The 24,223-nt window shown below is 71.4% G+C and carries 20 protein-coding genes; 15 read left to right on the top strand and 5 right to left on the bottom strand.

Features of this window, described 5'->3' with window-relative positions; translation table 11 throughout:
- Positions 1-141 precede the first annotated feature (141 nt).
- The 3 genes from frr (at position 142) to rlmN (ending at position 2,896) form a co-directional block, all read left to right on the top strand.
- The gene (gene frr / locus ACIRBX_RS36835) at positions 142-663 is read left to right on the top strand and encodes a ribosome recycling factor (RefSeq protein WP_402304643.1); all 522 of its coding nucleotides are present in this window, start codon (positions 142-144) and stop codon (positions 661-663) included.
- Positions 663-1,712, top strand: a complete 1,050-nt coding sequence (locus ACIRBX_RS36830) for a phosphatidate cytidylyltransferase (protein ID WP_402304490.1) — start codon at positions 663-665, stop codon at positions 1,710-1,712. The genes frr and ACIRBX_RS36830 overlap by 1 nt, the downstream gene beginning before the upstream one ends.
- A gap of 83 nt (positions 1,713-1,795) precedes the next feature.
- Positions 1,796-2,896, top strand: coding sequence for a 23S rRNA (adenine(2503)-C(2))-methyltransferase RlmN (gene rlmN, locus ACIRBX_RS36825; protein WP_402304487.1), 1,101 nt, complete (start codon positions 1,796-1,798; stop codon positions 2,894-2,896).
- A 67-nt stretch (positions 2,897-2,963) separates the two neighbouring features.
- Here the strand turns inward: rlmN and ACIRBX_RS36820 are convergent, their stop codons facing one another.
- The 4 genes from ACIRBX_RS36820 to ACIRBX_RS36805 all read right to left on the bottom strand — a co-directional run bounded on the left by ACIRBX_RS36820 (position 2,964) and on the right by ACIRBX_RS36805 (position 6,934).
- Positions 2,964-4,112, bottom strand: a complete 1,149-nt coding sequence (locus ACIRBX_RS36820; RefSeq protein WP_402304484.1) for a hypothetical protein — start codon at positions 4,110-4,112, stop codon at positions 2,964-2,966.
- Positions 4,113-4,114: 2 nt separating this feature from the next.
- Positions 4,115-4,879 carry an ABC transporter ATP-binding protein gene (locus tag ACIRBX_RS36815; protein WP_402304482.1) on the bottom strand — a complete coding sequence of 255 codons (765 nt, stop codon included), beginning with the start codon at positions 4,877-4,879 and terminating at the stop codon, positions 4,115-4,117.
- Between the two features lie 208 nt (positions 4,880-5,087).
- Positions 5,088-6,464, bottom strand: a complete 1,377-nt coding sequence (locus tag ACIRBX_RS36810; protein ID WP_402304479.1) for an aspartate aminotransferase family protein — start codon at positions 6,462-6,464, stop codon at positions 5,088-5,090.
- Entirely contained in the window at positions 6,461-6,934 is a 474-nt protein-coding gene (locus ACIRBX_RS36805) for an Lrp/AsnC family transcriptional regulator (protein ID WP_057232352.1), read from the bottom strand. The genes ACIRBX_RS36810 and ACIRBX_RS36805 overlap by 4 nt, the downstream gene beginning before the upstream one ends.
- Before the next feature lie 271 nt (positions 6,935-7,205).
- Here ACIRBX_RS36805 and ACIRBX_RS36800 point away from each other — a divergent pair, with 271 nt between their 5' ends.
- From ACIRBX_RS36800 to ACIRBX_RS36790, 3 genes are all read left to right on the top strand, one after another.
- Complete coding sequence (locus ACIRBX_RS36800; protein WP_402304477.1) at positions 7,206-8,651, top strand: gamma-aminobutyraldehyde dehydrogenase; 1,446 nt, start codon at positions 7,206-7,208, stop codon at positions 8,649-8,651.
- 173 nt (positions 8,652-8,824) lie between these two features.
- A complete protein-coding gene (locus ACIRBX_RS36795; RefSeq protein ID WP_402304474.1) occupies positions 8,825-10,183 on the top strand; it encodes an aspartate aminotransferase family protein in 1,359 nt (452 codons plus the stop codon).
- 64 nt (positions 10,184-10,247) lie between these two features.
- Positions 10,248-11,399, top strand: a complete 1,152-nt coding sequence (locus ACIRBX_RS36790; RefSeq protein WP_402304472.1) for a spermidine/putrescine ABC transporter substrate-binding protein — start codon at positions 10,248-10,250, stop codon at positions 11,397-11,399.
- A gap of 172 nt (positions 11,400-11,571) precedes the next feature.
- On the opposite strand, the gene ACIRBX_RS36785 is transcribed toward ACIRBX_RS36790, so the two are convergent.
- Positions 11,572-13,227 (bottom strand): PucR family transcriptional regulator, encoded by a 1,656-nt coding sequence (locus tag ACIRBX_RS36785; protein WP_402304469.1) that lies wholly within the window; start codon positions 13,225-13,227, stop codon positions 11,572-11,574.
- Positions 13,228-13,552: 325 nt separating this feature from the next.
- Between ACIRBX_RS36785 and ACIRBX_RS36780 the strand changes: the two genes are divergently transcribed.
- The 9 genes from ACIRBX_RS36780 (at position 13,553) to ACIRBX_RS36740 (ending at position 23,946) form a co-directional block, all read left to right on the top strand.
- Complete coding sequence (locus ACIRBX_RS36780; RefSeq protein WP_402304467.1) at positions 13,553-15,067, top strand: gamma-aminobutyraldehyde dehydrogenase; 1,515 nt, start codon at positions 13,553-13,555, stop codon at positions 15,065-15,067.
- Positions 15,068-15,111: 44 nt separating this feature from the next.
- Complete coding sequence (locus ACIRBX_RS36775; RefSeq protein ID WP_402304464.1) at positions 15,112-16,362, top strand: extracellular solute-binding protein; 1,251 nt, start codon at positions 15,112-15,114, stop codon at positions 16,360-16,362.
- Positions 16,363-16,420: 58 nt separating this feature from the next.
- Positions 16,421-17,566, top strand: coding sequence for an ABC transporter ATP-binding protein (locus ACIRBX_RS36770; protein ID WP_402304461.1), 1,146 nt, complete (start codon positions 16,421-16,423; stop codon positions 17,564-17,566).
- A complete protein-coding gene (locus ACIRBX_RS36765) occupies positions 17,563-18,486 on the top strand; it encodes an ABC transporter permease (RefSeq protein WP_402304459.1) in 924 nt (307 codons plus the stop codon). Before ACIRBX_RS36770 ends, ACIRBX_RS36765 begins: the two co-directional genes overlap by 4 nt.
- Positions 18,486-19,289 (top strand): ABC transporter permease, encoded by an 804-nt coding sequence (locus tag ACIRBX_RS36760; protein ID WP_402304456.1) that lies wholly within the window; start codon positions 18,486-18,488, stop codon positions 19,287-19,289. The genes ACIRBX_RS36765 and ACIRBX_RS36760 overlap by 1 nt, the downstream gene beginning before the upstream one ends.
- 55 nt (positions 19,290-19,344) lie before the next feature.
- Complete coding sequence (locus tag ACIRBX_RS36755; protein ID WP_402304453.1) at positions 19,345-20,739, top strand: NAD(P)/FAD-dependent oxidoreductase; 1,395 nt, start codon at positions 19,345-19,347, stop codon at positions 20,737-20,739.
- Between the two features lie 188 nt (positions 20,740-20,927).
- On the top strand, positions 20,928-21,695 hold the full coding sequence (locus tag ACIRBX_RS36750; protein ID WP_402304450.1) for a CDP-alcohol phosphatidyltransferase family protein: 768 nt from the start codon (positions 20,928-20,930) through the stop codon (positions 21,693-21,695).
- Between the two features lie 162 nt (positions 21,696-21,857).
- The gene (locus ACIRBX_RS36745) at positions 21,858-22,304 is read left to right on the top strand and encodes a hypothetical protein (protein ID WP_402304448.1); all 447 of its coding nucleotides are present in this window, start codon (positions 21,858-21,860) and stop codon (positions 22,302-22,304) included.
- 118 nt (positions 22,305-22,422) lie between these two features.
- Positions 22,423-23,946, top strand: a complete 1,524-nt coding sequence (locus ACIRBX_RS36740) for a CoA-acylating methylmalonate-semialdehyde dehydrogenase (protein WP_402304445.1) — start codon at positions 22,423-22,425, stop codon at positions 23,944-23,946.
- Positions 23,947-24,223: the final 277 nt, after the last annotated feature.

Raw genomic sequence — 24,223 nt, 5'->3', positions numbered from 1 at the left:
GCCGATGAACGGTCAGCCGACGGGCCGTCACCTGAGCAGCAACCAGCCGTCCGGGGCACCAACCGGTACGGGACGACAGCAGATGAACCGGACAGGGAGCAGACAGTGACCGACGAGATCCTCTTCGAGGCCGAGGAGAAGATGGAGAAGGCCGTCCAGGTCGCCAAGGACGACTTCGCGGCGATCCGTACCGGCCGGGCGCACCCGGCGATGTTCGCCAAGATCGTCGCCGACTACTACGGCGCGCTGACCCCGATCAACCAGCTCGCCTCGTTCTCGGTGCCGGAGCCCCGGATGGCGGTCGTCACGCCGTTCGACAAGACCGCGCTGAAGAACATCGAGACCGCGATCCGCGACTCCGACCTGGGCGTCAACCCGTCCAACGACGGCTCGATCATCCGCGTGGTGCTGCCGGTCCTCACCGAGGAGCGCCGCCGCGAGTACATCAAGCAGGCCCGTGGCAAGGGCGAGGACGCCAAGGTCTCGATCCGCTCCATCCGCCGCAAGGCCAAGGACGGCATCGACAAGCTGGTGAAGGACGGCGAGATCGGCGAGGATGACGGCCGCCGCGCCGAGAAGGAGCTCGACGACGCGACCGCCCGCCACGTGGCGCAGATCGACGAGCTGCTGAAGCACAAGGAAGCCGAGCTGCTCGAGGTCTGATGCACGACGCTCCCGGGCGCCCGGCCTCGGCGCCCGACCGTTCTGCTGCGACCGCCCCCGGCCCGGGATCCTCCGGTCCGGGGGTCGGTGCACCCCAAACGGGTCACGCGCGGCAGCGCCCGGTGTACCGACCGGGCACCCCGGCACAGACTCCTGTCATGCCGCACCAACCCACCCCGACGTCCGCCCCAGGGCAGGAGACAGCCGTGGCCCAGCCCGACCAGCAGCCCCGCAAGCAGCGGGGAGGCCGCAACCTCCAGGCTGCGATAGGAGTCGGGGTCGGACTCGGTGCGGTGATCGTCGCCTCGCTGTTCTTCGTGAAGGTGCTCTTCCTCTTCGTGGTGATGGCTGCGGTCGGGGTCGGCATCTGGGAGCTGACCAGTCGGCTGGCCGAGCGCAAGCAGGTCAGCGTCCCGCTGGTCCCGCTGGTGGCGGGCGGCATCGCGATGCTGGCGGCCGGCTACTGGGCCGGTCCGGAGTGGGCCGCCGCCGCGCTGGCGCTGACCGGGCTCGCGGTGATGGTCTGGCGGATGTCGCAGCCGCCGGAGAACTACCTGCGCGACATAACGGCCGGCATCTTCACGGCCTTCTACGTGCCCTTCCTCGCCACCTTCGTGGTGATGATGCTGGCGGCCGACGACGGCCCGTGGCGGATCCTGCTCTTCCTGGTCGTCACCATCTGCAGCGACACCGGCGCCTACGCGGTCGGCTACAAGTTCGGGAAGAACAAGCTGGCCCCCACCATCAGCCCGGGCAAGACCCGGGAGGGCCTGGCCGGCGGCATCGGGCTGTCGATGATCGCGGGCGCGCTGCTGATGCAGTACGTGATCGACGACGGCGTCTGGTGGCAGGGCCTGATCCTCGGCGCCTGCGCGGCCGTCACCGCCACCCTGGGCGACCTGGCCGAGTCGATGATCAAGCGCGACCTCGGCATCAAGGACATGGGCACCCTGCTCCCCGGCCACGGCGGCATCATGGACCGCTTGGACTCGCTGCTCCCGACCGCCCCGGTGGTCTGGCTGCTGCTCGCCGCCTTCGTCGGCAGCTGACCGGTCGCCGCTGACACACCCTCAGAGGGGCCCCGGACGCCGTAGCGTCCGGGGCCTTTTCGATCTGAGACACTGGATGAATCATGCCTAAGCCCGGAGAACTCACCTTCGCTGCGCCGCGCGGCGCCAAGCCCCCGCGACACCTCGCCGACCTGTCCGCCGACGAGCGGAAGGCGGCCGTCGCCGAGCTGGGCGAGCAGCCGTTCCGCGCCAAGCAGCTGTCGAACCACTACTTCGGCCGCCTCTCGAACGACCCCTCGCAGTGGACGGACATGCCGGCCGCCAGCCGGGAGAAGCTGACCGAGGCGCTGCTGCCGGACCTGATGTCGGTGGTCCGGCACGTGTCCTGCGACGACGACGAGACCCGCAAGACGCTGTGGAAGCTGTTCGACGGCGTGCTGGTCGAGTCGGTGCTGATGCGCTACCCGGACCGGGTGACGATGTGCATCAGTTCGCAGGCCGGCTGCGGGATGAACTGCCCGTTCTGCGCCACCGGCCAGGCGGGCCTGACCAGGAACCTCTCCACCGCCGAGATCGTCGAGCAGATCGCCGCCGGGATGCGCTCGCTGCGCTCCGGCGAGATGCCGGGCGGCGAGGCGCGGCTGTCGAACGTGGTCTTCATGGGCATGGGCGAGCCGCTGGCCAACTACAACCGGGTGCTGGCCTCGATCCGCCGGCTGACCGACCCGGCGCCGGACGGCTTCGGCCTCTCCCAGCGCGGGATCACCGTCTCCACCGTCGGTCTGGTGCCGGCCATGTACCGGTTCGCCGACGAAGGGCTGTCCTGCCGGCTGGCGCTCTCGCTGCACGCGCCGGACGACGAGCTCCGCGACGAGCTGGTGCCGGTGAACACCCGGTGGAAGGTCGAGGAGGTGCTGGACGCCGCGTGGAACTACGCGGAGAAGTCCGGCCGTCGGATCTCCATCGAGTACGCGCTGATCAAGGACATCAACGACCAGGCGTGGCGGGCCGACCTGCTCGGCCGCCTGATCAAGAACCACCGGGTGCACGTCAACCTGATCCCGCTGAACCCGACCCCGGGCTCCAAGTGGACCGCCTCGCGGCCGGAGGACGAGCGGGAGTTCGTCCGCCGCCTGCAGTCGCACGGCGTGCCGACCACGGTCCGGGACACCCGGGGCCAGGAGATCGACGGCGCCTGCGGACAGCTGGCGGCGGCCGGCTGACGGTAGGTCAGGACACGGCAGAGGGGCCCGGCGGAGCATCCGCCGGGCCCCTCTCGTGCGTCCGGGGTCAGGACAGCGCGCCGGCCGCCAGGGCGGCGGTCAGCCCGCCGGTCAGCAGCAGGACCGTCCCGATGGTGAGCACCCGCAGCACGGCGGCGCCGAGCAGCAGACCGGGTGCGGCGCCGAGGCGGAGCAGGGCGGACCTGACGGGGCGTCGGGAGTGCCGGACCTCGCCCGTCCGGGCCAGTACGGCCGCGGCGGCGCAGCCGATCACCAGCAGGGCGGCCAGGGCGTTCAGGGTCTCGCCGGTGCCGGGGCGGTCGTTCCAGTGCCGGAAGGCGGTCAGCACGGCGGCCGAGGTGAGGGCGAGCACCGCGAGCGGGGCGCCGAGCCGGCGGGCCTCGGCGGTCAGGCTCCGGCCGGCCAGCAGCCGGATCGGGGCCGGCCGGCCGAGCGCCAGCACCCGGCCGGCCAGGGCGAGCAGCGGGCCGGTGAGCAGGGCCAGGCCGAGGGCGGCCAGTGCCCAGCCGGCCAGCGCGGCGTGGCTGGTGTCGCCGAGGCCGCCGGGCAGGTCCACCGGGCGGCCGTCGGCGGCGGCGCCGGGCCGCAGGCCGTACAGCTCCAGGGCGACGCCGGCCGACAGCAGGCCGGTGCCGGTGGCGATCAGGGCGGCCGGGAAGCCGGTGCGGGCGGTGGTCTCGGCGCCGGTGGGCAGCGGGTCGGCGGCCGGGACGGCGAGCGCGGCGCAGAGGCCGGCGGCCAGCGGGACGAGGGCCAGCAGGGTGACCGGGGCGGCGGCCGGCAGCGGGGTGCCCATGCCCAGGTCGGCGGCGAGCGAGGGGCCGGCGATGTCGTTGCGCAGCACCAGGAAGGCGAGCAGGGCGACCAGGCTGCCCAGGACGGAGGCCAGCGCGATCTCGCCGGCGATCAGCAGCCGGATCCGGACCGGGCCGGCCCCGGCGGCGGTGAGGCCGTTGATCCGCTCGGGCCGGGCGGCGGGCACCGCGCGGGCGGCCGCGGCGGCGAACCAGCCGACGGCGGCCAGCGGCGGCAGGCACCAGAGCAGCCGGGGGAGCGCGTCGGTGCCGGGCGTGCCGAGGGCGCGGCCGAGGGCGCGCAGCAGCAGGGCGGCGACCACGGCGGCGGCGGTCGCGGTGAGCAGCCAGCGGAGCAGGTCGGCGGGGCGGTAGCCACGGGCCAGGCGGAGGTAGAGCATGCTCAGCGCCCCGCCGGCACGGCGGCCGGGCCGTGGCCGTTCAGGCCGCCCTGGCCGGTTGCGCCGCTGCGGCCGACCGGGGTGGCGGGGCCGGTGAGCCGCCCGTCGACGAGGGCGACGGTGCGGTCGGCGTAGCGGGCCAGCTCCGGGTCGTGGGTGGCGAGCACCAGGGTGAGCTGGTGCGAGCGGGCGGCGGTGGCCAGTATCCGCAGTACCTGGTCCTTGGCCTCGCGGTGCAGCGGCGCGGTCGGGTCGTCGGCGAAGACCACCGGGGGGAGCGGAGCCAGCGCGCGGGCCACCGCGATCCGCTGGCGCTGGCTCTGCACCAGCTCGGCCGGGCGCCGCTTGGCGTGCTCGCCCACGTCGAGCCGCTCCAGCCACTCGGCGGCGGCGGTGTACGCGGCCTTGTGGCCGGCGCCGGAGAGCAGCAGGGGCAGGGCGACGTTCTCCCGGGCGGTGAGCTCCGGCACCAGGTGCGGTTCGGAGCCGACGAAGCCGAAGCGTTCGCGGCGCAGCCGCTCCCGTCCGGCCCGGCCGAGGGTGTGCACGGGGGAGCTGTTGAACCAGACCTCGCCCTCGTCCACCGGGAGCAGGCCGGAGAGGCAGCCGAGCAGGGTGCTCTTGCCGGAGCCCCGGGGGCCGGTGACGGCGAGGACCTCGCCCTCCCGGACGCCGATCGAGACGCCACGGAGGGCGGGGGTGCCGTGGTGGGACTTGACGATCTCCCGGGCCCAGAGCACGTCGTTGTCGGGCGGGGCCGCTGACATGAGGTCCATCCTGTGCCGAACGCGGATATGACAGTCGTCAGATTAGAACGACCGGGGCGGGTCGGGGTTGCGGCACACTGAGCCGATCAGGGGGCATTCCGGTCTGAAGAGTGACGAATCCGGCGCGTGCTCCGCGGAAAACGCCGGAGGCGGCCTCCCGGAAGGAGGCCGCCTCGGCGGAGGGTGGGACGGAAAGCCGGTCCGATCGTCAGATCTTCGCCCAAGCGTCGGTCAGCGTCTGCCGCAGGATCTGCTCGATCTCGTCGAAGGTCGACTGGTCGGAGATCAGCGGCGGCGCCAGCTGGATGACCGGGTCGCCACGGTCGTCGGCGCGGCAGTAGAGGCCGTTGTTGTAGAGCTCCTTGGAGAGGAAGCCGTACAGCACGCGCTCGATCTCGTCGTCGTTGAACGACTCCTTGGTGACCTTGTCCTTCACCAGCTCGATGCCGTAGAAGTACCCGTTGCCGCGGACGTCGCCGACGATCGGCAGGTCCCGGAGCTTGTCCAGGGTGCCGAGGAACTTCGCCTCGTTGTCGAGCACGTGCTGGTTCAGGCCCTCGCGCTCGAAGATGTCGAGGTTGGCCAGCGCCACCGCGGAGGAGACCGGGTGGCCACCGAAGGTGTAGCCGTGCAGGAAGGTGTTGTCGCCCTTGTAGAACGGCTCGGCCAGGCGGTCCGAGATGATCGTGGCGCCGATCGGGCTGTAGCCCGAGGTCATGCCCTTGGCGCAGGTGATCATGTCGGGCTGGTAGCCGAACTTGTCGGCGCCGAACATGGTGCCCAGGCGGCCGAAGGCGCAGATGACCTCGTCCGAGACCAGCAGCACGTCGTGGCGGTCGCAGATCTCGCGCAGGCGCTGGAAGTAGCCGGGCGGCGGCGGGAAGCAGCCACCGGCGTTCTGCACCGGCTCGACGAAGACGGCGGCGACGGTGTCGGCGCCCTCGAACAGGATGGCCTGCTCGACCTCGTCGGCGGCCCAGCGGCCGTAGGCCTCGGGGTCGACGGTGCCGTCGGGGCCGGCGAGGAAGGCCGGGGCACGGTAGATGTTGGTGTTCGGCGCCTTGTGGGTGCCCGGCACCAGCGGCTCGAACGGGGCCTTCAGGCCCGGCAGGCCGGTGATGGAGAGGGCGCCCTGCGGGGTGCCGTGGTACGCGACGGCGCGCGAGATGACCTTGTACTTGGTCGGCTTGCCGGTCAGCTTGAAGTACTGCTTGGCGAGCTTCCAGGCGGTCTCGACGGCCTCGCCGCCACCGGTGGAGAAGAAGACCTTGTTCAGGTCGCCCGGGGCGTAGTTGGCCAGGCGCTCGGCCAGCTCGACGGCCTTCGGGTGGGCGTAGCTCCACACCGGGAAGAAGGCGAGCTCCTTGGCCTGCTTGGCGGCGGCCTCGGCCAGCTCCTCGCGGCCGTGACCGGCCTGGACCACGAACAGGCCGGCGAGGCCGTCGAGGTACTTCTTGCCCTTGTCGTCCCAGACGTAGACGCCCTCACCACGCACGATGGTGGGGACGGGGTTCTTCTCGTACGACGACATGCGGGTGAAGTGCATCCACAGGTGGTCGTAGGCGGTCTTGGAAAGGTCCGTCATCTGGTGCCCCAGGTGTAGGTCTGTTTCCGGAGCTTCAGGTAAACGAAGCTCTCGGTGCTCCGCACGCCGGGAAGGGCGCGGATGCGCTTGTTGATCAGTTCGAGCAGGTGCTCGTCGTCCTCGCAGACCAGCTCGGCCAGCAGGTCGAACGAGCCTGCGGTGCAGACCACGTAGTCGACCTCGTCGAGGGCGGCCAACGCGTCGGCGACGGGCTCGATGTCACCTTCGACGTTGATTCCGACCATCGCCTGCCGGGTGAAGCCGACGGTGAGGGGATCGGTCACGGCGACGATCTGCATCACGCCCTGGTCGAGCAGCTTCTGGACCCGCTGGCGCACGGCCGCCTCGGACAGGCCGACGGCCTTGCCGATGGCGGCGTACGGGCGGCGCCCGTCCTCCTGGAGCTGCTCGATGATCGCCTTGGAGGCGGCGTCGAGGGGAACGCTGGCGTTCCGGTCGCGGTTGGCCACGTCGCCACTCTGCCTGATCGTTTCATCAGGCGCAACTGATCGTGCTGCTGATTTCGTCGTGCTTTCCGGTTTGTGCTTCGGATTGCGTGGTACCCGCTGCGGAGGGCTGTCGATTACGGAAGTCGACCGGCTACTCTGGTCAGGTACACGCGCAGGCGGGTACGCACCCAACCGTGAACCGGCGCTTCCCAGCCGGCCGCCCGGCGCCCGGAGGTACCCTGGCGCCGGTGTCCCCTGCAACGTGGCAGGCCCCGACCGAGGAGAGACTTCCGTGAGCGAGCTTCAGGCGCTGCGCAACTACGTCAACGGTGAGTTCGTCGATGCGGCCGACGGCCGCACCCTCGACGTCATCGACCCCACCACCGGCGAGGTGTACGCGACCTCCCCGCTGTCGGGCGCGGCGGACGTGGACGCGGCGATGGCCTCCGCCGCCGCGGCCTTCCCGATCTGGCGCGACTCCACCCCCTCCACCCGGCAGAAGCTGCTGCTGAAGATCGCCGACGCGGTCGAGACCCGGGCCGACGAGATCGTCGACGCCGAGGTGCGCAACACCGGCAAGCCGCGCGCGCTGACCCTCTCCGAGGAGATCGGCCCGATGGTCGACCAGCTGCGCTTCTTCGCCGGCGCCGCCCGCCTGCTGGAGGGCAAGGCCGCCGGTGAGTACATGGACGGCCTGACCTCGATCGTCCGCCGCGAGCCGGTCGGCGTCTGCGCGCAGGTCGCCCCGTGGAACTACCCGATGATGATGGCGGTGTGGAAGTTCGCCCCGGCCATCGCGGCGGGCAACACCGTGGTCCTCAAGCCCTCCGACACCACCCCGGCCTCCACCGTGCTGCTGGCCGAGATCATCGGCGGCGTGCTCAAGGACCTGGAGTTGCCGGCCGGCGTCTTCAACGTGATCTGCGGCGACCGCGAGTCCGGCCGCCTGATGGTCGAGCACGCCACCCCGGCGATGGCCTCCATCACCGGCTCGGTCCGCGCGGGCATCCAGGTCGCCGAGTCGGCCGCCAAGGACGTCAAGCGGGTCCACCTGGAGCTGGGCGGCAAGGCCCCGGTCGTGGTCTTCGAGGACGCCGACATCGCCGAGGCCGTCGAGGGCATCTCGATGGCGGGCTACTTCAACGCCGGCCAGGACTGCACGGCCGCCACCCGGGTGCTGGTGCACGAGTCGATCCACGACGAGTTCGTCGCCGCGCTGGCCAAGGCCGCCTCGGAGACCAAGACCGGCGGCGTGGACGACGAGGACGTCCTCTACGGTCCGCTGAACAACGCCAACCAGCTCAAGCAGGTGGCCGGCTTCATCGAGCGCCTCCCCGCCCACGCCAAGGTCGAGGCCGGTGGCCACCGGGTCGGCGAGGTCGGCTACTTCTACGCCCCGACCGTGGTCTCCGGCCTGAACCAGGACGACGAGATCATCCAGAACGAGGTCTTCGGCCCGGTCATCACCGTGCAGAAGTTCTCCGACGAGGACCAGGCCGTCGGCTACGCCAACGGCGTCGAGTACGCGCTGGCCTCCTCGGTCTGGACCAAGGACCACGCCCGCGCCATGCGGATGTCCCGTCGCCTGGACTTCGGCTGCGTCTGGATCAACACCCACATCCCGCTGGTCGCGGAGATGCCGCACGGTGGCTTCAAGAAGTCCGGCTACGGCAAGGACCTCTCCTCGTACGGCTTCGAGGACTACACCCGGATCAAGCACGTGATGACCGCGATCTAGCGGGTCGTCACCGTCGGGCGCGGCATGACCGCGATCCGACGGCAGTGAGCAGCCGAGGGGCGTGGGGCCGGTGGCCCCGCGCCCCTCGTGTTTGTCAGGGTGTCGGGCGGCACAGGGTCCGCCTGACAGGATGCAACTGCACGTCAGGCCCGGGTTTCCCTACGCTTACCCGCATGAGCATCCCCACTGCTGATCCGGCCGCCGGTCAGGCCGTCAAGGCCGCCGACCGCGCGCACGTCTTCCACTCGTGGTCCGCCCAGGCGCTGATCGACCCCCTCGCGGTGGCCGGCGCCGAGGGCTCGTACTTCTGGGACTACGAGGGCAACCGCTACCTCGACTTCTCCTCGCAGCTGGTGAACACCAACATCGGTCACCAGCACCCGAAGGTGGTCGCCGCGATCCAGCAGAAGGCGGCTCAGCTCTGCACCATCGCCCCCGGCTTCGCCGAGGAGTCCCGTTCCGAGGCGGCCCGGCTGATCGCCGAGCGCACCCCGGGCGACCTGGACAAGATCTTCTTCACCAACGGCGGCGCCGAGGCGAACGAGAACGCCATCCGGATGGCCCGGCTGCACACCGGCCGGCACAAGGTGCTCGCCACCTACCGCTCGTACCACGGCGCCACCGCCAACGCGATCACGCTGACCGGCGACCCCCGCCGCTGGGCCAACGAGACCGGCGTCTCCGGCATCGTGCACTTCTGGGGCCCGTACGCCTACCGCTCCAACTTCCACGCCGAGAACGAGGCCCAGGAGTGCGAGCGTGCGCTCGCCCACCTGGAGCAGACCATCGCCTTCGAGGGTCCGGGCACCGTCGCCGCGATCATCCTGGAGACCGTGGTCGGCACCGCCGGCATCCTGATCCCGCCGGCCGGCTACCTGGCGGGCGTGCGGGAGATCTGCGACCGGTACGGCATCGTCTTCATCCTGGACGAGGTGATGGCCGGCTTCGGTCGCACCGGCGAGTGGTTCGCCGCCGACCATTGGGACATCACCCCGGACCTGCTGACCTTCGCCAAGGGCGTCAACTCCGGCTACCTGCCGCTCGGTGGCGTGGCCATCTCGGCCGAGATCGCGGCCACCTTCGCCGAGCGGGTGTTCCCCGGCGGCCTCACCTACTCCGGCCACCCGCTGGCCTGCGCCTCCGCCGTGGCGACCATCACCACGATGGCCGAGGAGGGCATCGTCGAGCACGCCAAGCACATCGGCGAGACGGTGATCGGCCCTGGCCTGCGCGAGCTGGCGGAGCGTCACCCCTCGATCGGTGAGGTGCGCGGCCTCGGCGTGTTCTGGGCGCTCGACCTGGTCAAGGACCGCGAGACCCGCGAGCCGCTGGTGCCGTACAACGCGGCCGGCCCCGCCAACGCGCCGATGGCCGAGCTGGCCGCCGCCTGCAAGAAGCGCGGCCTGTGGCCGTTCGTGAACATGAACCGCTTCCACGTGGTGCCGCCGTGCAACGTCAGCGAGGAGGAGGCCAAGACCGGCCTCGCCATCCTGGACGAGGTGCTCAACCTCACCGACGCGCACACCGTCTGACGTACCGTTCGGCACGGCCCCGGGCTACCGGCCCGGGGCCGTCCTCTTGCTCGGAGACCCGCTGATGACCTTCACTCGCCGCGCCCTGCTGGGCACCGCCGGCCTGCTGAGCCTCTCCGCCTGCGGCATCCCCGCCGCCTACGTGCCGGAGGAGCGCCGGGCGGGCCCGGACAAGTCGGAGCAGGACAAGTCGCTCCAGTTCTCCAACTGGACGCAGTACATCGACACCGACGACAAGGGCGGGCGCCCCACCTTGGACGCCTTCGCCGAGGACGCCGGGATCGAGGTGAGCTACACCGAGGACATCAACGACAACGACGAGTTCTTCGGCAAGATCAGCCCGGTGCTGGCCCAGGGCGGCGACCCGGGCCGGGACCTGATGGTGGTCAGCGACTGGATGGCCGGCCGGTACGTCTCGCTCGGCTGGGTCCAGCAGTACGAGGCCGCCAACCTGCCGAACGTCGCCAAGTACCTGGACCCGCAGCTGGCCTCGCCGGCCTGGGACCCCGGGCGCCGGCACAGCGTGCCGTGGCAGTCCGGCATCACCGGGATCGCCTACAACCGCAAGGCGCTCGGGCGCGAGCTGAAGTCGACCGCCGACCTGTGGGCCCCCGACCTCAAGGGCCGGGTCACGCTGTTCGCCGGGATGGACGAGGCGATCGGCATGCTGATGCTGGCCCAGGGCGCGGACATCGCGACGTTCACCGCGGACGACGCGCACAAGGCGATGGCGCTGGTCCAGAAGATGGTGGACACCAAGCACGTCCGGCGGTTCACCGGCAACGACTACACCAGCGACCTGGCGTCCGGCGCGGCGATCGCCTGCCAGGCGTACTCGGGCGACGCGATCCAGCTCAAGGCGGAGAACCCGGACATCGAGTTCGTGGTGCCGGAGGAGGGAGGCGAGCTGTGGGCCGAGAGCCTGCTGGTGCCGAACCGGGCCGCCCACAAGACCAACGCCGAGCTGCTGATCGACTACTACTACCGGCCCGAGGTGGCGGCCGAGCTGGCGGCGGCCGTGCAGTACATCTGCCCGGTGCCGGCCGCGCGGGAGGTACTGGCGAAGAGCGAGGACCCGGAGACGGCGGCGCTGGCCGAGGAGCCGCTGATGTTCCCGACCGACGAGATGCGGGCGCGGCTGCGCACGATGCGGGACGTCACCGCCGAGGAGCGGCCCGACTTCCACAAGGTCTGGGGCAACGTCGCGGGGGTCTAGGCAGAGGGCGCGCGGCCCGGGGCCGAAGGCCCCAGGGGCGCGGGGAACTGCGCGCAGGGGAACGGCAACACGTGCAACTGGCTGACGTGCCCCGATCCCACGCTGGTCCGCCTTCCGGGCTCGCGCAGTTCCTCGCGCTCCTGAGGTCGCTGCCCTACCGGGCGGTGCGCCGTTACCTTCGGACGGCGTCCAGCGCGAGCAGGGCGACGTGCAGCGAAAGGCAGGACTCCACCTGGTCGAGGTCGACGGCGAGGATGCGCTCGACCTTGTGGAGGCGGTCGTAGAACGACGGCCGGGAGAGGTGGGCGGCGTCGGCGGCGGCGGACTTGTTGCGGCCCTGCTCCAGGTAGATCCGGAGGAGTTGCACCAGCTGGCTGCCGTGCTCGGCGTCGTACGCCAGCAGCGGGCCGAGCTCGCGCTCGACGTAGGTCTGCAGGCGGGCGTCGTCGCGGAGCAGGTGGAGCAGGCCGCGCAGCCGCACGTCCGGCAGCCGGTAGTAGGAGGCCCCCCGACCGCCGGGGGCGTCGTGCAGGGCGGCGTCGGCGACCTGGGTGGCCTCCAGCAGGGTGCGCCGGGCGTCCCGCACCGAGCCGACGGAGGAGCCGACCGCGATCACCGGTTCGGGGGCGGGTGACGCGGTGTCCCGGGCGCCCTCGGCGACCAGCTTGCGCAGCGCCGCCGCGAAGGACTCCAGGGCGGTGTGCTCGTCCTGCCCGGCGCCGAGCGCGATCAGCAGGCCGACGCCCTCGTCGTCGAGCGCGCCGACCAGGGCCGAGAGCCGGCCGGTGCGGACGGCGGTGGCGGCCAGTTCGGTGAAGTCCCGCAGCCGGGCCTGGGCCTCCAGGGCCGCCGGGATCGGGCCGCGCCGCTGCCGCAGCACCACACCGACCAGCCGCCGGCCGTCCAGCGGGACGCCCAACGCCGCCGCCCGCAGGGCGACCTCACTGACTGTCAGGGCGTGGGTGAGGATGCCGGAGAGCAGGGTGCGGTGGGTCTGCCGCTCCAGCGACTCGCGGTCGCGGACCACCAGGCGGTTCAGCGCCAGCGTCGCGGCGCCGCGCTCCAGCAGCATGGCGTGCGGGTGGGCGGTGTCGGCGGGCAGCGGGCCCGGGTCGGCGACCAGCACCAGGCGGCCCCAGTCCTGGCCGCGAGCGCCGACGGTGGTGACCAGCCAGCCGCTGCGCGGGTCGTGGCCGGTGCGGCCGGCCGGGTGGACGCCCCGGGAGCGGCGCTCCCAGCCCTCCAGCAGTTCGCTCTCCGGGCGGCCGGCCGTGTCGTGGGCCAGCACCTGGTGGGCGAGGTTCTCCAGCACCACCGGGGAGCCGGCCATCCGGGCCACCTGGCGGACCACCTCGGCGGGCTCGGCCCCCTCGGTGGCCAGCTCGTTGAAGACCTGGTGGACCGCCTCGGAGGTGCGCAGCTGCTCCAGCTGGGCGTTGACCACCAGGGCGTGCACGGCCTCGGTGACGGCGACGAAGCGCAGCTCGCGGCGGAGCGCGATCAGCGGCAGGCCGCGCTGTTCGGCGGCGTGCACCAGGGCCCGGGGGAGGGTGTCGAAGTACCGGCGGCCGAACTCGACGACCAGGCCGGCCGCGCCGATCTCGGTGAGCTCGCGGACGTAGCGGGCCAGGCCGTCGCGGTCCTCGGGCAGCGCGATGCCGGTGGTGAGGACGAGCTCGCCGCCCTGGAGCATGCCGGCCACGTCGGGGAGTTCGCTGACGTGCACCCAGCGGACCGGGCGTTCCAGGTGTTCGGCTCCGGCCACGACCTGCGGCAGGCCGCGCCGCATCACGTCGAGGTCGAGCACGCGGGCGACGGTGGGGAGCACGGCGGCACCTTCCGGTGGGGGCGTCAGGGTGTCAGGTGAATCATGCATCGGGGAGACGACCTGTCGCCTTTCCACCTTGTAAGGGCTCCGTGCCGGAGGCTGTCGGAGTGGGCCTTGTCACCCTTCCGGGTGAGCAGGCAAGGTCAGCGGGTCGGTAGCCGCGACCCACCACCCGGGTCGTGGCATGAATGCGGTGTTGCCCCCGGATTCCATCGTGTAACCAGAAAGCAACGGCGGATTCCCTTGTAGGGGCAACGGGCGGGTGTCAGGATCACCGGACCCCGCTGATCCCTGGCCGACTCACCGGGTACCTGGAGGACTTCAGATGGATCTCACCGACTTCGGCGCGGGCGCGCAGTACATCGCCGGCCGGCTCACCGGGGGCACCGGCACCGAGCCCTTCCAGGTCGTCAACCCGGCCACCGGCAAGACCGTCCAGGCCGTCACCCTGGCCTCGACCGAGGACGTGGACACCGCCGTCGCCGCCGCGAAGGCCGCGCTGCCCGAGTGGTCGGCCGCCACCCCCGGCGCCCGCTCGGAGGCCCTGCTGAAGCTGGCCGCGGTGCTCGCGGAGCACGCGGACGACTTCGCCCGGGTGGAGACCGCGCAGACCGGTAAGCCGATCAAGCTCTCCACCGAGTTCGACGTGCCCGGCACCGTCGACAACACCTCCTTCTTCGCCGGTGCGGCCCGCAACCTGGAGGGCAAGGCGGCCGGCGAGTACTCCGGCGACCACACCTCCTACGTGCGGCGCGAGGCGATCGGCGTGGTCGGCTCGATCTCGCCGTGGAACTACCCGCTGCAGATGGCCGCCTGGAAGGTCCTGCCGGCCATCGCGGCGGGCAACACCATCGTGCTCAAGCCGGCCGAGCTGACCCCGCTGACCTCGCTGATGTTCGCCCGGGCCTGCACCGAGGCGGGCATCCCGGACGGCGTGGTGAACGTGGTGACCGGCGCCGGCCGGGGAGCCGGCGAGCACCTGGTCTCGCACCCGGACGTCGCGATGGTCTCCTTCACCGGCTCCACCCCGGTCGGCAAGCGGGTGGCCGAGCTGGCCGTGGCGGGCGTCAAGCGCACCCACCTGGAGCTCGGCGGCAAGGCCCCGTTCGTGGTCTTCGACGACGCCGACCTGGACGCCGCCGTGCACGGCGCGGTGGCCGCCTCGCTGATCAACTCCGGCCAGGACTGCACCGCCGCCACCCGCGCGTACGTGCAGCGCCCGCTCTACGACGCCTTCGTCGCCGGGGTGGCCGAGCTGTACGGGCAGGTCCGGATCGGCGACCCGCTGAACCCGGCCACCGACCTCGGCCCGCTGGTCTCCTACGCCCACCGGGACCGGGTGGCCGGCTTCGTCGAGCGGGCCCGCTCGTACGCCACCGTGGTGACCGGCGGCCCGGCCCGGGTGCTCGGCCACGACGGCACCGACCTGAGCGTCGGCGCCTACTACCTGCCGACCCTGATCACCGGCGCCGCGCAGAGCAGCGAGGTGGTGCAGGGCGAGATCTTCGGCCCGGTGCTGGTGGTGCTCCCGTTCGACTCGGACGAGGAGGGTCTGCGGCTGGCCAACGACACCCCGTACGGCCTGGCCGCCTCCGCCTGGACCACGAACGTGCACCGCTCGCTGCGCGCCACCCGGGAGATCAAGGCCGGCTGCGTCTGGGTCAACGACCACATCCCGATCATCAGCGAGATGCCGCACGGCGGCTACAAGTCCTCCGGCTACGGCAAGGACATGTCCCAGTACTCGCTGGACGAGTACACCCAGGTCAAGCACGTCATGTTCGACACCACTGCGGTCGCCCGCAAGGACTGGCACCGCACGGTCTTCGGAGACAGATAACCCCGTCTGCTCCGCCGCCTCTTCCCCCGGAGGGTGTCCCCAGCATGGAGTTCAACGAGATCGCCGACGGCCTGTCGGATCCGGTGCGCCGGGCCTGGGAACGCAGCCTCCGGGGCGGCCGGGCGGCGCTGAGCCGCCGTCAGCTGCTGCGCGCCTCGGCCCTGGTGGCCGGGGCGGGCACGCTGGCGGCCTGCGGGATCCCGCCGGCGAGGACCACGGGCACCGGGGCGGCGGAGTCGGCCGGGCCGGACGCCTCCGACACCGACAAGGTGCTGAACTTCTCCAACTGGCCGCTCTACATCGACGTCGACCCGAACGACGAGGCGAAGCGGCCGACCCTGGACGCCTTCACCGCCGCCACCGGCGTCAAGGTGAAGTACAGCGAGGACATCAACGACAACGTCGAGTTCTTCGGCAAGGTCAAGCCGCAGCTGGCGGCCGGTCAGGACACCGGCCGGGACCTGGTGGTGCTGACCGACTGGATGGCCGCCCGGCTGATCCGGCTCGGCTGGGCGCAGCGGCTCGACCCGGTCAACCTGCCCACCGCGCTGACCAATCTGGAGTCCCGCTTCCGCACCACGGACTGGGACCCGGGCCGTCGGTACAGCTACCCCTGGACCGGCATCCAGACGGTGATCGCCTACAACCGGAAGGCCACCAAGGGGAAGGAGGTCAGCAGCGTCGCCCAGCTGCTGGACGACCCGGAGCTCAAGGGCCGGGTGACCTTCCTCTCCGAGATGCGGGACACCGTCGGGATGGTGCTGCTGTCGATGGGCAAGCGCCCGGAGAAGTTCACCGCCGACGACTTCGACGCCGCGGTCGCCCGGGTGCAGAAGGCGGTGGACGCCAAGCAGATCCGCAAGTTCACCGGCAACGACTACGGCCAGGAGCTGTCCTCCGGGGACATCGCGGCCTGCATCGCCTGGGGCGGCGACCTGATCCAGCTGAAGGCCGACAACCCGGACATCGAGTTCGTCATCCCGGCCGACGGCTACCTCGCCTCCACCGACAACCTGCTGGTCCCGGCCCGGGCCCAGCACAAGAAGAACGCCGAACTGCTGATCGACTTCTACTATCAGCAGACCGTCGCGGCCCAGCTCACGGCGGGCATCGGCTACGTCTCCCCGGTCGCCGGGGTGCAGGCCGAGCTCGCCAAGATCGCGCCCGAGGCGGCCGAGAACCCGCTGGTGATCCCGACCCCCGAGATGGCCGCGAAGGTGCACACCTTCCGCAGCCTGACCGAGGCCGAGGAGACCGACTTCGAGGAGAAGTTCTCGAAGCTGATCGGCGCCTGACCGACCGGCGCCCGGCCCACCCCCACTCGGCTTCCGAACCCCCGACAGAGAGACCTCCATGACTGAGCAGCTGCGCGAGGCGGCGACGGCCGGCGGCGACGTACGCCTGACCGGCATCGGCAAGACCTACGGCGCCTTCACCGCCGTCCATCCGCTGGACCTGACCGTCCCGCAGGGCTCCTTCTTCGCCCTGCTCGGCGCCTCCGGCTGCGGCAAGACCACCACCCTGCGGATGATCGCCGGGCTGGAGGAGCCGACCAGCGGTACCGTGCTGATCGGGGGTCAGGACGTCACCGCGCTGCCCCCGTACAAGCGGCCGGTGAACACGGTCTTCCAGAGCTACGCGCTCTTCCCGCACCTGGACATCTTCGAGAACGTCGCCTTCGGCCTGCGCCGACGTGGCAGGAAGGACGTCAAGAAGCAGGTCGAGGAGATGCTGGAGCTGGTCGAGCTCGGCCCGATGGCCCGGCGCAAGCCGCACCAGCTCTCCGGCGGCCAGCAGCAGCGCGTCGCGGTCGCCCGCGCGCTGATCAACCACCCGCAGGTGCTGCTGCTCGACGAGCCGCTCGGCGCCCTCGACCTCAAGCTGCGCCGGCAGATGCAGCTGGAGCTCAAGCGGATCCAGACCGAGGTCGGCATCACCTTCGTGCACGTCACCCACGACCAGGAGGAGGCCATGACCATGGCCGACACCATCGCGGTGATGAACGGCGGCCGGGTCGAGCAACTCGGTGCCCCCGCCGACCTGTACGAGAACCCCGCCACCACCTTCGTGGCGAACTTCCTCGGCCAGTCCAACCTGATCCCCGCCCAGGTCACCGGCCGCTCCGGCGGATCGGTGCTGCTGGAGGCCGAGGGTGTCCGGCTCGCCCTGCCCGAGGCCCGCTGCGCCACCACGGCGGCCCGGATCCACCTGGGCGTGCGCCCCGAGAAGATCACCATCGAGACGGCCGGCACCGAGGTCGCCGAGGGGCGCAACCGGCTCACCGGCACCGTGCTGGACTCCGCCTTCATCGGCGTCTCCACCCAGTACGTGGTGCGCACCGCCGGCGGCCAGGAGATCGCCGTCTTCGAGCAGAACATGGACCGCGACACCCGGATCACCCCCGGCGCCGAGGTCGTCCTGCACTGGAACCCGGCGCACTCCTTCGGCCTCGACGCCGAGCAGGCGATCGACGCGGGCACCGGGGAGGCGGCGGCGTGACGAGCACGACCGAGGCGGCCCCGCCGCAGGTGATCCCCCTTCAGGAGCGCCCCGCCAAGCGGAAGCTGACGGCCTACTGGCTGCTGCTGCCCGGTGTGCTGTGGCTGGTGGTCTTCTTCGTGGTGCCGATGGTCTACCAGGCCTCCACCTCGCTGCAGACCGGCTCGCTGGAGCAGGGCTTCCGGCTGACCTGGCACGTCTCCACCTACTGGGACGCGCTGAGCGAGTACAAGTGGCACTACCTGCGCTCCTTCGGGTACGCCGGGACGGCCACCCTGCTCTGCCTGGCGATCGGCTACCCGCTGGCGTACACCATCGCCTTCAAGGCCTCCAAGCGCTGGCGCAACGTCATCCTGATCCTGGTGATCGCGCCGTTCTTCACCAGCTTCCTGATCCGCACCCTGGCCTGGAAGACCATCCTCTCGGACGGCGGCCCGGTGGTGGAGGCGCTCAACGCCCTGCACCTGCTGAACGTCACCGACGCGCTCGGCCTGACCACCGGTCAGCGCCTGCTGGCCACCCCGCTCGCGGTGATCTGCGGCCTGACGTACAACTTCCTGCCGTTCATGATCCTGCCGCTCTACACCTCGCTGGAGCGGATCGACCCGAGGCTGCACGAGGCGGCCGGCGACCTGTACGCGAAGCCGTTCACCACCTTCCGCAAGGTCACCTTCCCGATCTCGCTGCCCGGCGTGGTGGCGGGCACCATGCTCACCTTCATCCCCGCCTCCGGTGACTACATCAACGCCCAGCTGCTCGGCTCGCCGAGCGAGCAGATGATCGGCAACGCGATCCAGAAGCAGTTCCTGAACGTGCTGGACTACCCCACGGCCGCCGCGCTGAGCTTCATCCTGATGGCCCTGATCCTGGGCCTGGTGACGGTCTACATGCGCAAGGCCGGGACGGAGGAGCTGGTCTGATGAACCGTCCCGTGAAGTGGCTGCGCCGCAACCTGGTCACGCTGGCCGGGCTCGCCGCCCTCGCCTACCTGATCCTGCCCAACCTGGTCGTGCTGGCCTTCTCGTTCAACAAGCCGGTGGGCAAGTTCAACTACGAGTGGAACGAGTTCTCCAGCGACGCCTGGACCGACCCGTGCGGCGTCGCCGACATGTGCGGCTCGCTCTCGCTCTCGCTGCAGATCGCGGTGCTGGCCACCGTCGGCGCCACCGTGCTCGGCACCATGGTCGCCTTCGCGCTGGCCCGCTACCGCTTCCGCGGCAAGGGCACCGCGACCGGCCTGATCTTCCTGCCGATGGCGATGCCCGAGGTGGTGATGGCGGCCTCGCTCGGCACGCTGTTCCTCAACATGCGGATCCCGTTCGGCTTCACCACCATCCTGATCGCGCACATCATGTTCTGCCTCAGCTTCGTGGTGACGGCGGTCAAGGCCCGGGTGATGAGCATGGACCCGCGCCTGGAGCAGGCCGCCCAGGACCTCTACGCCACCCCGTTCCAGACCTTCGTCAAGGTGACCCTGCCGCTCGCCGCCCCCGGCATCGCGGCCGGCGCGCTGCTCAGCTTCGCGCTCTCCTTCGACGACTTCATCATCACCCAGTTCAACTCGGGACCGACCACGGTCACCTTCCCGATGTTCGTCTGGGGCGCCTCGCAGCGCGGCATCCCGGTGCAGGTCAACGTGATCGGCACCGCGATGTTCATCGCCGCCGTGGTCCTGACGGTGGCCGGCCAGTGGGTCGGCAACCGCCGGAAGGCCCGCGCCTGACAATCTGTACGAACCACCTGAGATACCGTCAATTCGCAGAAAGTAGCTGATAGGCATGGACTCCGCCCGTGCGCTCAGTGATGCCCGTCCCACCCCCTTCTGGCTCGAGGACCCGGGACGGCCGGAGGCGCTGGCGGCCCTGGTCGGCGACACCCGGTGCGACCTGCTGGTGGTGGGCGGCGGCTACTCCGGTCTCTGGACCGCGCTGATCGCCAAGGAACGGGACCCGTCCCTGGACGTGGTGCTGATCGAGGGTCACGAGATCGGCTGGGCGGCGTCCGGGCGCAACGGCGGGTTCTGCGCCGCCAGCCTCACCCACGGCTTCGGCAACGGCCTCCAGCGCTGGCCCGGCGAACTGGCCGAGCTGGAGCGCCAGGGCATGGCCAACCTCCAGGCCATCGAGGACACCCTCAAGCGCTACGCCATCGACTGCGAGTGGGAGCGGACCGGCGAGATCGACATCGCCACCCAGCCGCACCAGCTCGCCGAGCTGCGCGAGGTGGCCGAGGCGGTCGCCGAGTACGGCACCGACCTCACCTTCCTGGACGCCGACCAGCTCCGCGAGCAGGTCGACTCGCCCACCTTCCTGGGCGGCGTCTGGGACAAGGACGGGGTGGCCATGCTCCACCCGGCCAAGCTGGCCTGGGGCCTGCGGGACGCCTGCCTCTCCCAGGGCGTCCGGATCTTCGAGCGCACCAAGGGCCTCTCGCTGGCCGAGCACGGCAGCGGCATGGCCGTCCGCACCCCGTACGGCCGGGTCTTCGCCCGCAAGGTCGCGCTGGGCACCAACGTGTTCCCGTCGCTGGTCAAGCGGGTCCGCCCGTACATCGTCCCGGTGTACGACTACGCGCTGATGACCGAGCCGCTCACCGACGAGCAGCTCGCCTCGATCGGCTGGACCGGCCGGCAGGGGCTCAGCGACAGCGCCAACAAGTTCCACTACTTCCGGCTCTCCGCGGACAACCGGATCCTGTGGGGCGGCTACGACACCATCTACCACTTCGGCAGCAAGGTGCAGTCCGAGCACGACCAGCGCCCGGAGACCTTCCAGACCCTGTCGCGGCAGTTCTTCCAGACCTTCCCGCAGCTGGACGGCATCCGCTTCACCAACGCCTGGGGCGGGGCGATCGACACCTGCACCCGCTTCTCGGCCTTCTTCGACACCGCCTACAAGGGCCGGGTCGCCTACGCGGCCGGCTTCACCGGCCTCGGCGTCGGCGCCACCCGCTACGGCGCCGAGGTGATGCTCGACCTGCTGGCCGGCCGGACCACCGAGCGGACCGCGCTGGAGATGGTGCGCAGCAAGCCGCTGCCGTTCCCGCCCGAGCCGGTGCGCTGGGCCGGGATCGAGATCACCAAGTGGTCGCTGGACCGCTCCGACCGGCAGGGCGGGCACCGCAACCTCTGGCTGCGCACGCTCGACAGGCTGGGCCTGGGCTTCGACAGCTGACCAGCTGACCGCCGGTCGTCCCGGCAGCTGACGGTCCGTCCGCACCCGTGCGGCGAGGGGCACTCCGCTTCGGCGGGGTGCCCCTCCGGCGCGTTCCGGGCCTGCTCTAGCCTGGCGCCGTCCCCGGCGGCACGGTTCGCCGGGGCGACCCCGCCCCTGGACGCTGCGTCCGTTCCGAAGGAGCCACCATGGCCCCCGCCCCCGCCCTGGCCGACCTGCGCGAGGTCTGCCAGCCCGCCGCCAAACTCGCCCTGCGCAACGGCGAGCACTGGGCCGGCCGCCTCTACATGCGCGGCATCTCGCTGCGCGTCACCCGGCAGCTGGTCCGCACCCGGGTCAGCCCGAACACCCTGACCTGGCTGATGGTGGTCTGCGGCGTCGGCGCCGGGGCCGCCCTGCTGATCCCCGGCCTGGCGGGCGCGGTGCTGGCCGCCGTGCTCTTCCAGGGCTTCCTGCTGTTCGACTGCGTGGACGGCGAGGTGGCCCGCTGGAAGCGGCAGTTCTCCACCGCCGGGGTCTACGTCGACCGGCTCGGCGCCTACCTGGCCGACGCCGCACTGCTCGCCGGGGCCGGCTTCCGGGCCGGTGAGAACGGCTTCGGGGTCTGGTCCACCGTCGGCTTCGCCACCGCGCTGGGCGTGGTGCTGCTCAAGGCCTCCACCGACCTGGTGGACGTGGCCCGGGCCCGCAGCGGCCTGGCCGTCGCCGAGGACGCCGCCGCCCAGCCGCGCTCCCAGGGCGTCGCCACCCTGCGGCGGCTCGCCTCCGCCTTCAAGCTGCACCGGCTGACCAACGGCATCGAGGCGTCGCTGCTGCTGCTCGTGGTCGCGGTGGCCGACACGGTGACCGGCGACCTGGGCCCGACCCGGGTGGCGGTCGCCCTGCTCGCCGCCGTGACCTGGGTGATGGTGCCGGCCCACCTGGCCTCGATCCTGGCCTCCTCCCGGCTGCGCTGACGGTCCGTCGGCTCCGTCCGACTCCCTGTGGCTCCGTGTGGCTCCCTCCGAGCCTCCTGCCGGTCCACCGGGTGGCGCGTTTCCCACGGAGAGGCGTGTAAGACCTGGCGCCCGCCCCCCTCTCCCACTCCGGACGGATGTCGGAGCCCGGAGGAGCACGCGATGGAGACCACCACCCCGCTGGACTGGCTGGTGTCGGCCGCCGACGACCCGGTGGCCTGCCGGGCCGAGTGGGAGGCCGGCGGACGCGGCGTCATGCTGCTTCCCGCCGGCCGGCGCTGGGACGTCCTGCTGGTACCCGGTCCGCTCGGCCGGGCCGGGTACCGGGTGCTCTCCGAGGCGTCCGCGCACGGTCCGGTGTTCGCCGACTTCGGCGATGCCCGGGTCGGCTTCCTGGTGCCGGTCGGCACCGCCGCCCGGTGGATCGCCACCGGCGTGCGCGGTGCCGGGCACGGCACCCGGGTCGCCCTGCCGCACCCGGCCGGTGGCGGACGCGGGCTGCGCTGGCTGACCCCGCCGGACGGCTCCGGGCGGCTCACCGACCCGGTGCTGCTGGAGCTGGCCCTGCACGAGGCCGCCGCGCTGGTGCGTCAGCCACCGGGTGCATGACGACCTGTAAGGCTGAATCTCCATTGCCCGTCAGCCTGTTCGTTGAGCCCGGCGCCGCTGGTCAGCAGACTGGAGGACGAGCGCGGTAGGCCCGTGATCGGACTTCGGAGGCAGGACCTTGAGCAAGCACATCATTCACTGGATCGACGGCGCTCCCGTCGCCACCGCCGGCTCCGCCCCGCGGCGCGGCGACATCTTCGACCCGGCCACCGGCCAGGTCTCCGGCCAGGTCGACTTCGCCGGCATCGAGGAGGTGGACCAGGCCGTCGCCTCGGCCGTCGCCGCCTTCGGCGAGTGGCGCCACGCCTCGATCGCCAAGCGCACCCAGGTGCTGTTCGCGTTCCGCGAGCTGTTCAACGCCCGCAAGGACGAGCTCGCCTCGATCATCGTCGCCGAGCACGGCAAGGTGCACTCGGACGCGCTCGGCGAGCTGGCCCGCGGCCAGGAGGTCGTGGAGTACGCCTGCGGCATCCCGCAGCTGGTCAAGGGCGGCTTCAGCGAGCAGGCGTCCACCGGCATCGACGTCTACTCGATCCGCCAGGCGCTCGGCCCGGTCGCCATCATCTCGCCGTTCAACTTCCCGGCCATGGTCCCGATGTGGTTCTTCCCCATCGCCATCGCGGCCGGCAACACGGTCATCCTCAAGCCCTCCGAGAAGGACCCGTCGGCGGCTAACTTCATCGCGCAGATGTGGAAGGAGGCCGGTCTCCCGGACGGCGTCTTCAACGTCGTGCACGGTGACAAGGTGGCCGTCGACCGCCTGCTGGAGCACCCCGACGTCAAGGCCGTCAGCTTCGTCGGCTCCACCCCGATCGCCCGCTACGTCTACGAGACCGGCACCCGCTACGGCAAGCGCGTGCAGGCCCTGGGTGGCGCCAAGAACCACATGCTGGTCCTCCCCGACGCCGACCTCGACCTGAGCGCCGACGCCGCCATCAACGCCGGCTTCGGCGCGGCCGGCGAGCGCTGCATGGCCATCTCGGTCCTGGTCGCGGTCGACCCGATCGGCGACGAGCTGGTCGAGAAGATCAAGCAGCGGATGGCCACCCTCAAGGTCGGCCCCGGCTGCAACGGCGACAGCGAGATGGGCCCGCTGGTCACCGGCCAGCACCGCGACAAGGTCACCTCCTACGTCGAGTCCGGCCTCGCCGACGGCGCCGAGCTCGCCGTCGACGGCCGGAAGCACCCGATCTCCGAGACGGACACCGCCGGTACCCCCACGGCCGACGGCTTCTGGCTCGGGCCCACGTTGTTCGACCACGTGAAGCCCGGCATGTCCGTCTACAACGACGAGATCTTCGGGCCGGTCCTGTCGGTGGTCCGGGTCTCCTCCTACGAGGAGGGCCTGGCGCTCATCAACGGCAACCCGTACGGCAACGGCACCGCCATCTTCACCAACGACGGTGGCGCCGCCCGCCGCTTCCAGCACGAGGTCGAGGTCGGCATGGTCGGCATCAACGTGCCGATCCCGGTCCCGGTCGCCTACTACTCCTTCGGCGGCTGGAAGGCGTCCCTCTTCGGTGACGCCCACGCCTACGGCCCCGACGGCGTCCAGTTCTTCACCCGCGGCAAGGCCGTCACCTCGCGCTGGCTGGACCCGTCGCACGGCGGCATCAACCTGGGCTTCCCCACCAACTCCTGACCGGAGCTCGGTGACCGGAGCGCGCTGACCGCGCGACCCGGTGACGGGCCGGCGGCGCACCCGTGGAGGGGTGCGCCGCCGGCCCGTCGTGTTGTTTGCCTTTGGCCGGTGGCGGGGGTAGTGTTCCCTAGTCGCTCGGCAGGGAGCACCGGACACGCGTTCTGTGTGGACGGTCCCGGAGTGGCCAATCCTTGGAACACCTCTTCTGATTCAGTGCTGCCTCGTGCTCTTTTGCGGGGTGGGTCTATTCGGCGTGGGCGTTTATATGGATTGCGGC

Source organism: Kitasatospora sp. NPDC096147, assembly GCF_044763225.1.
In the GTDB taxonomy this organism is placed as follows: domain Bacteria; phylum Actinomycetota; class Actinomycetes; order Streptomycetales; family Streptomycetaceae; genus Kitasatospora.
This window is presented reverse-complemented; position numbering and strand designations above follow the sequence as displayed.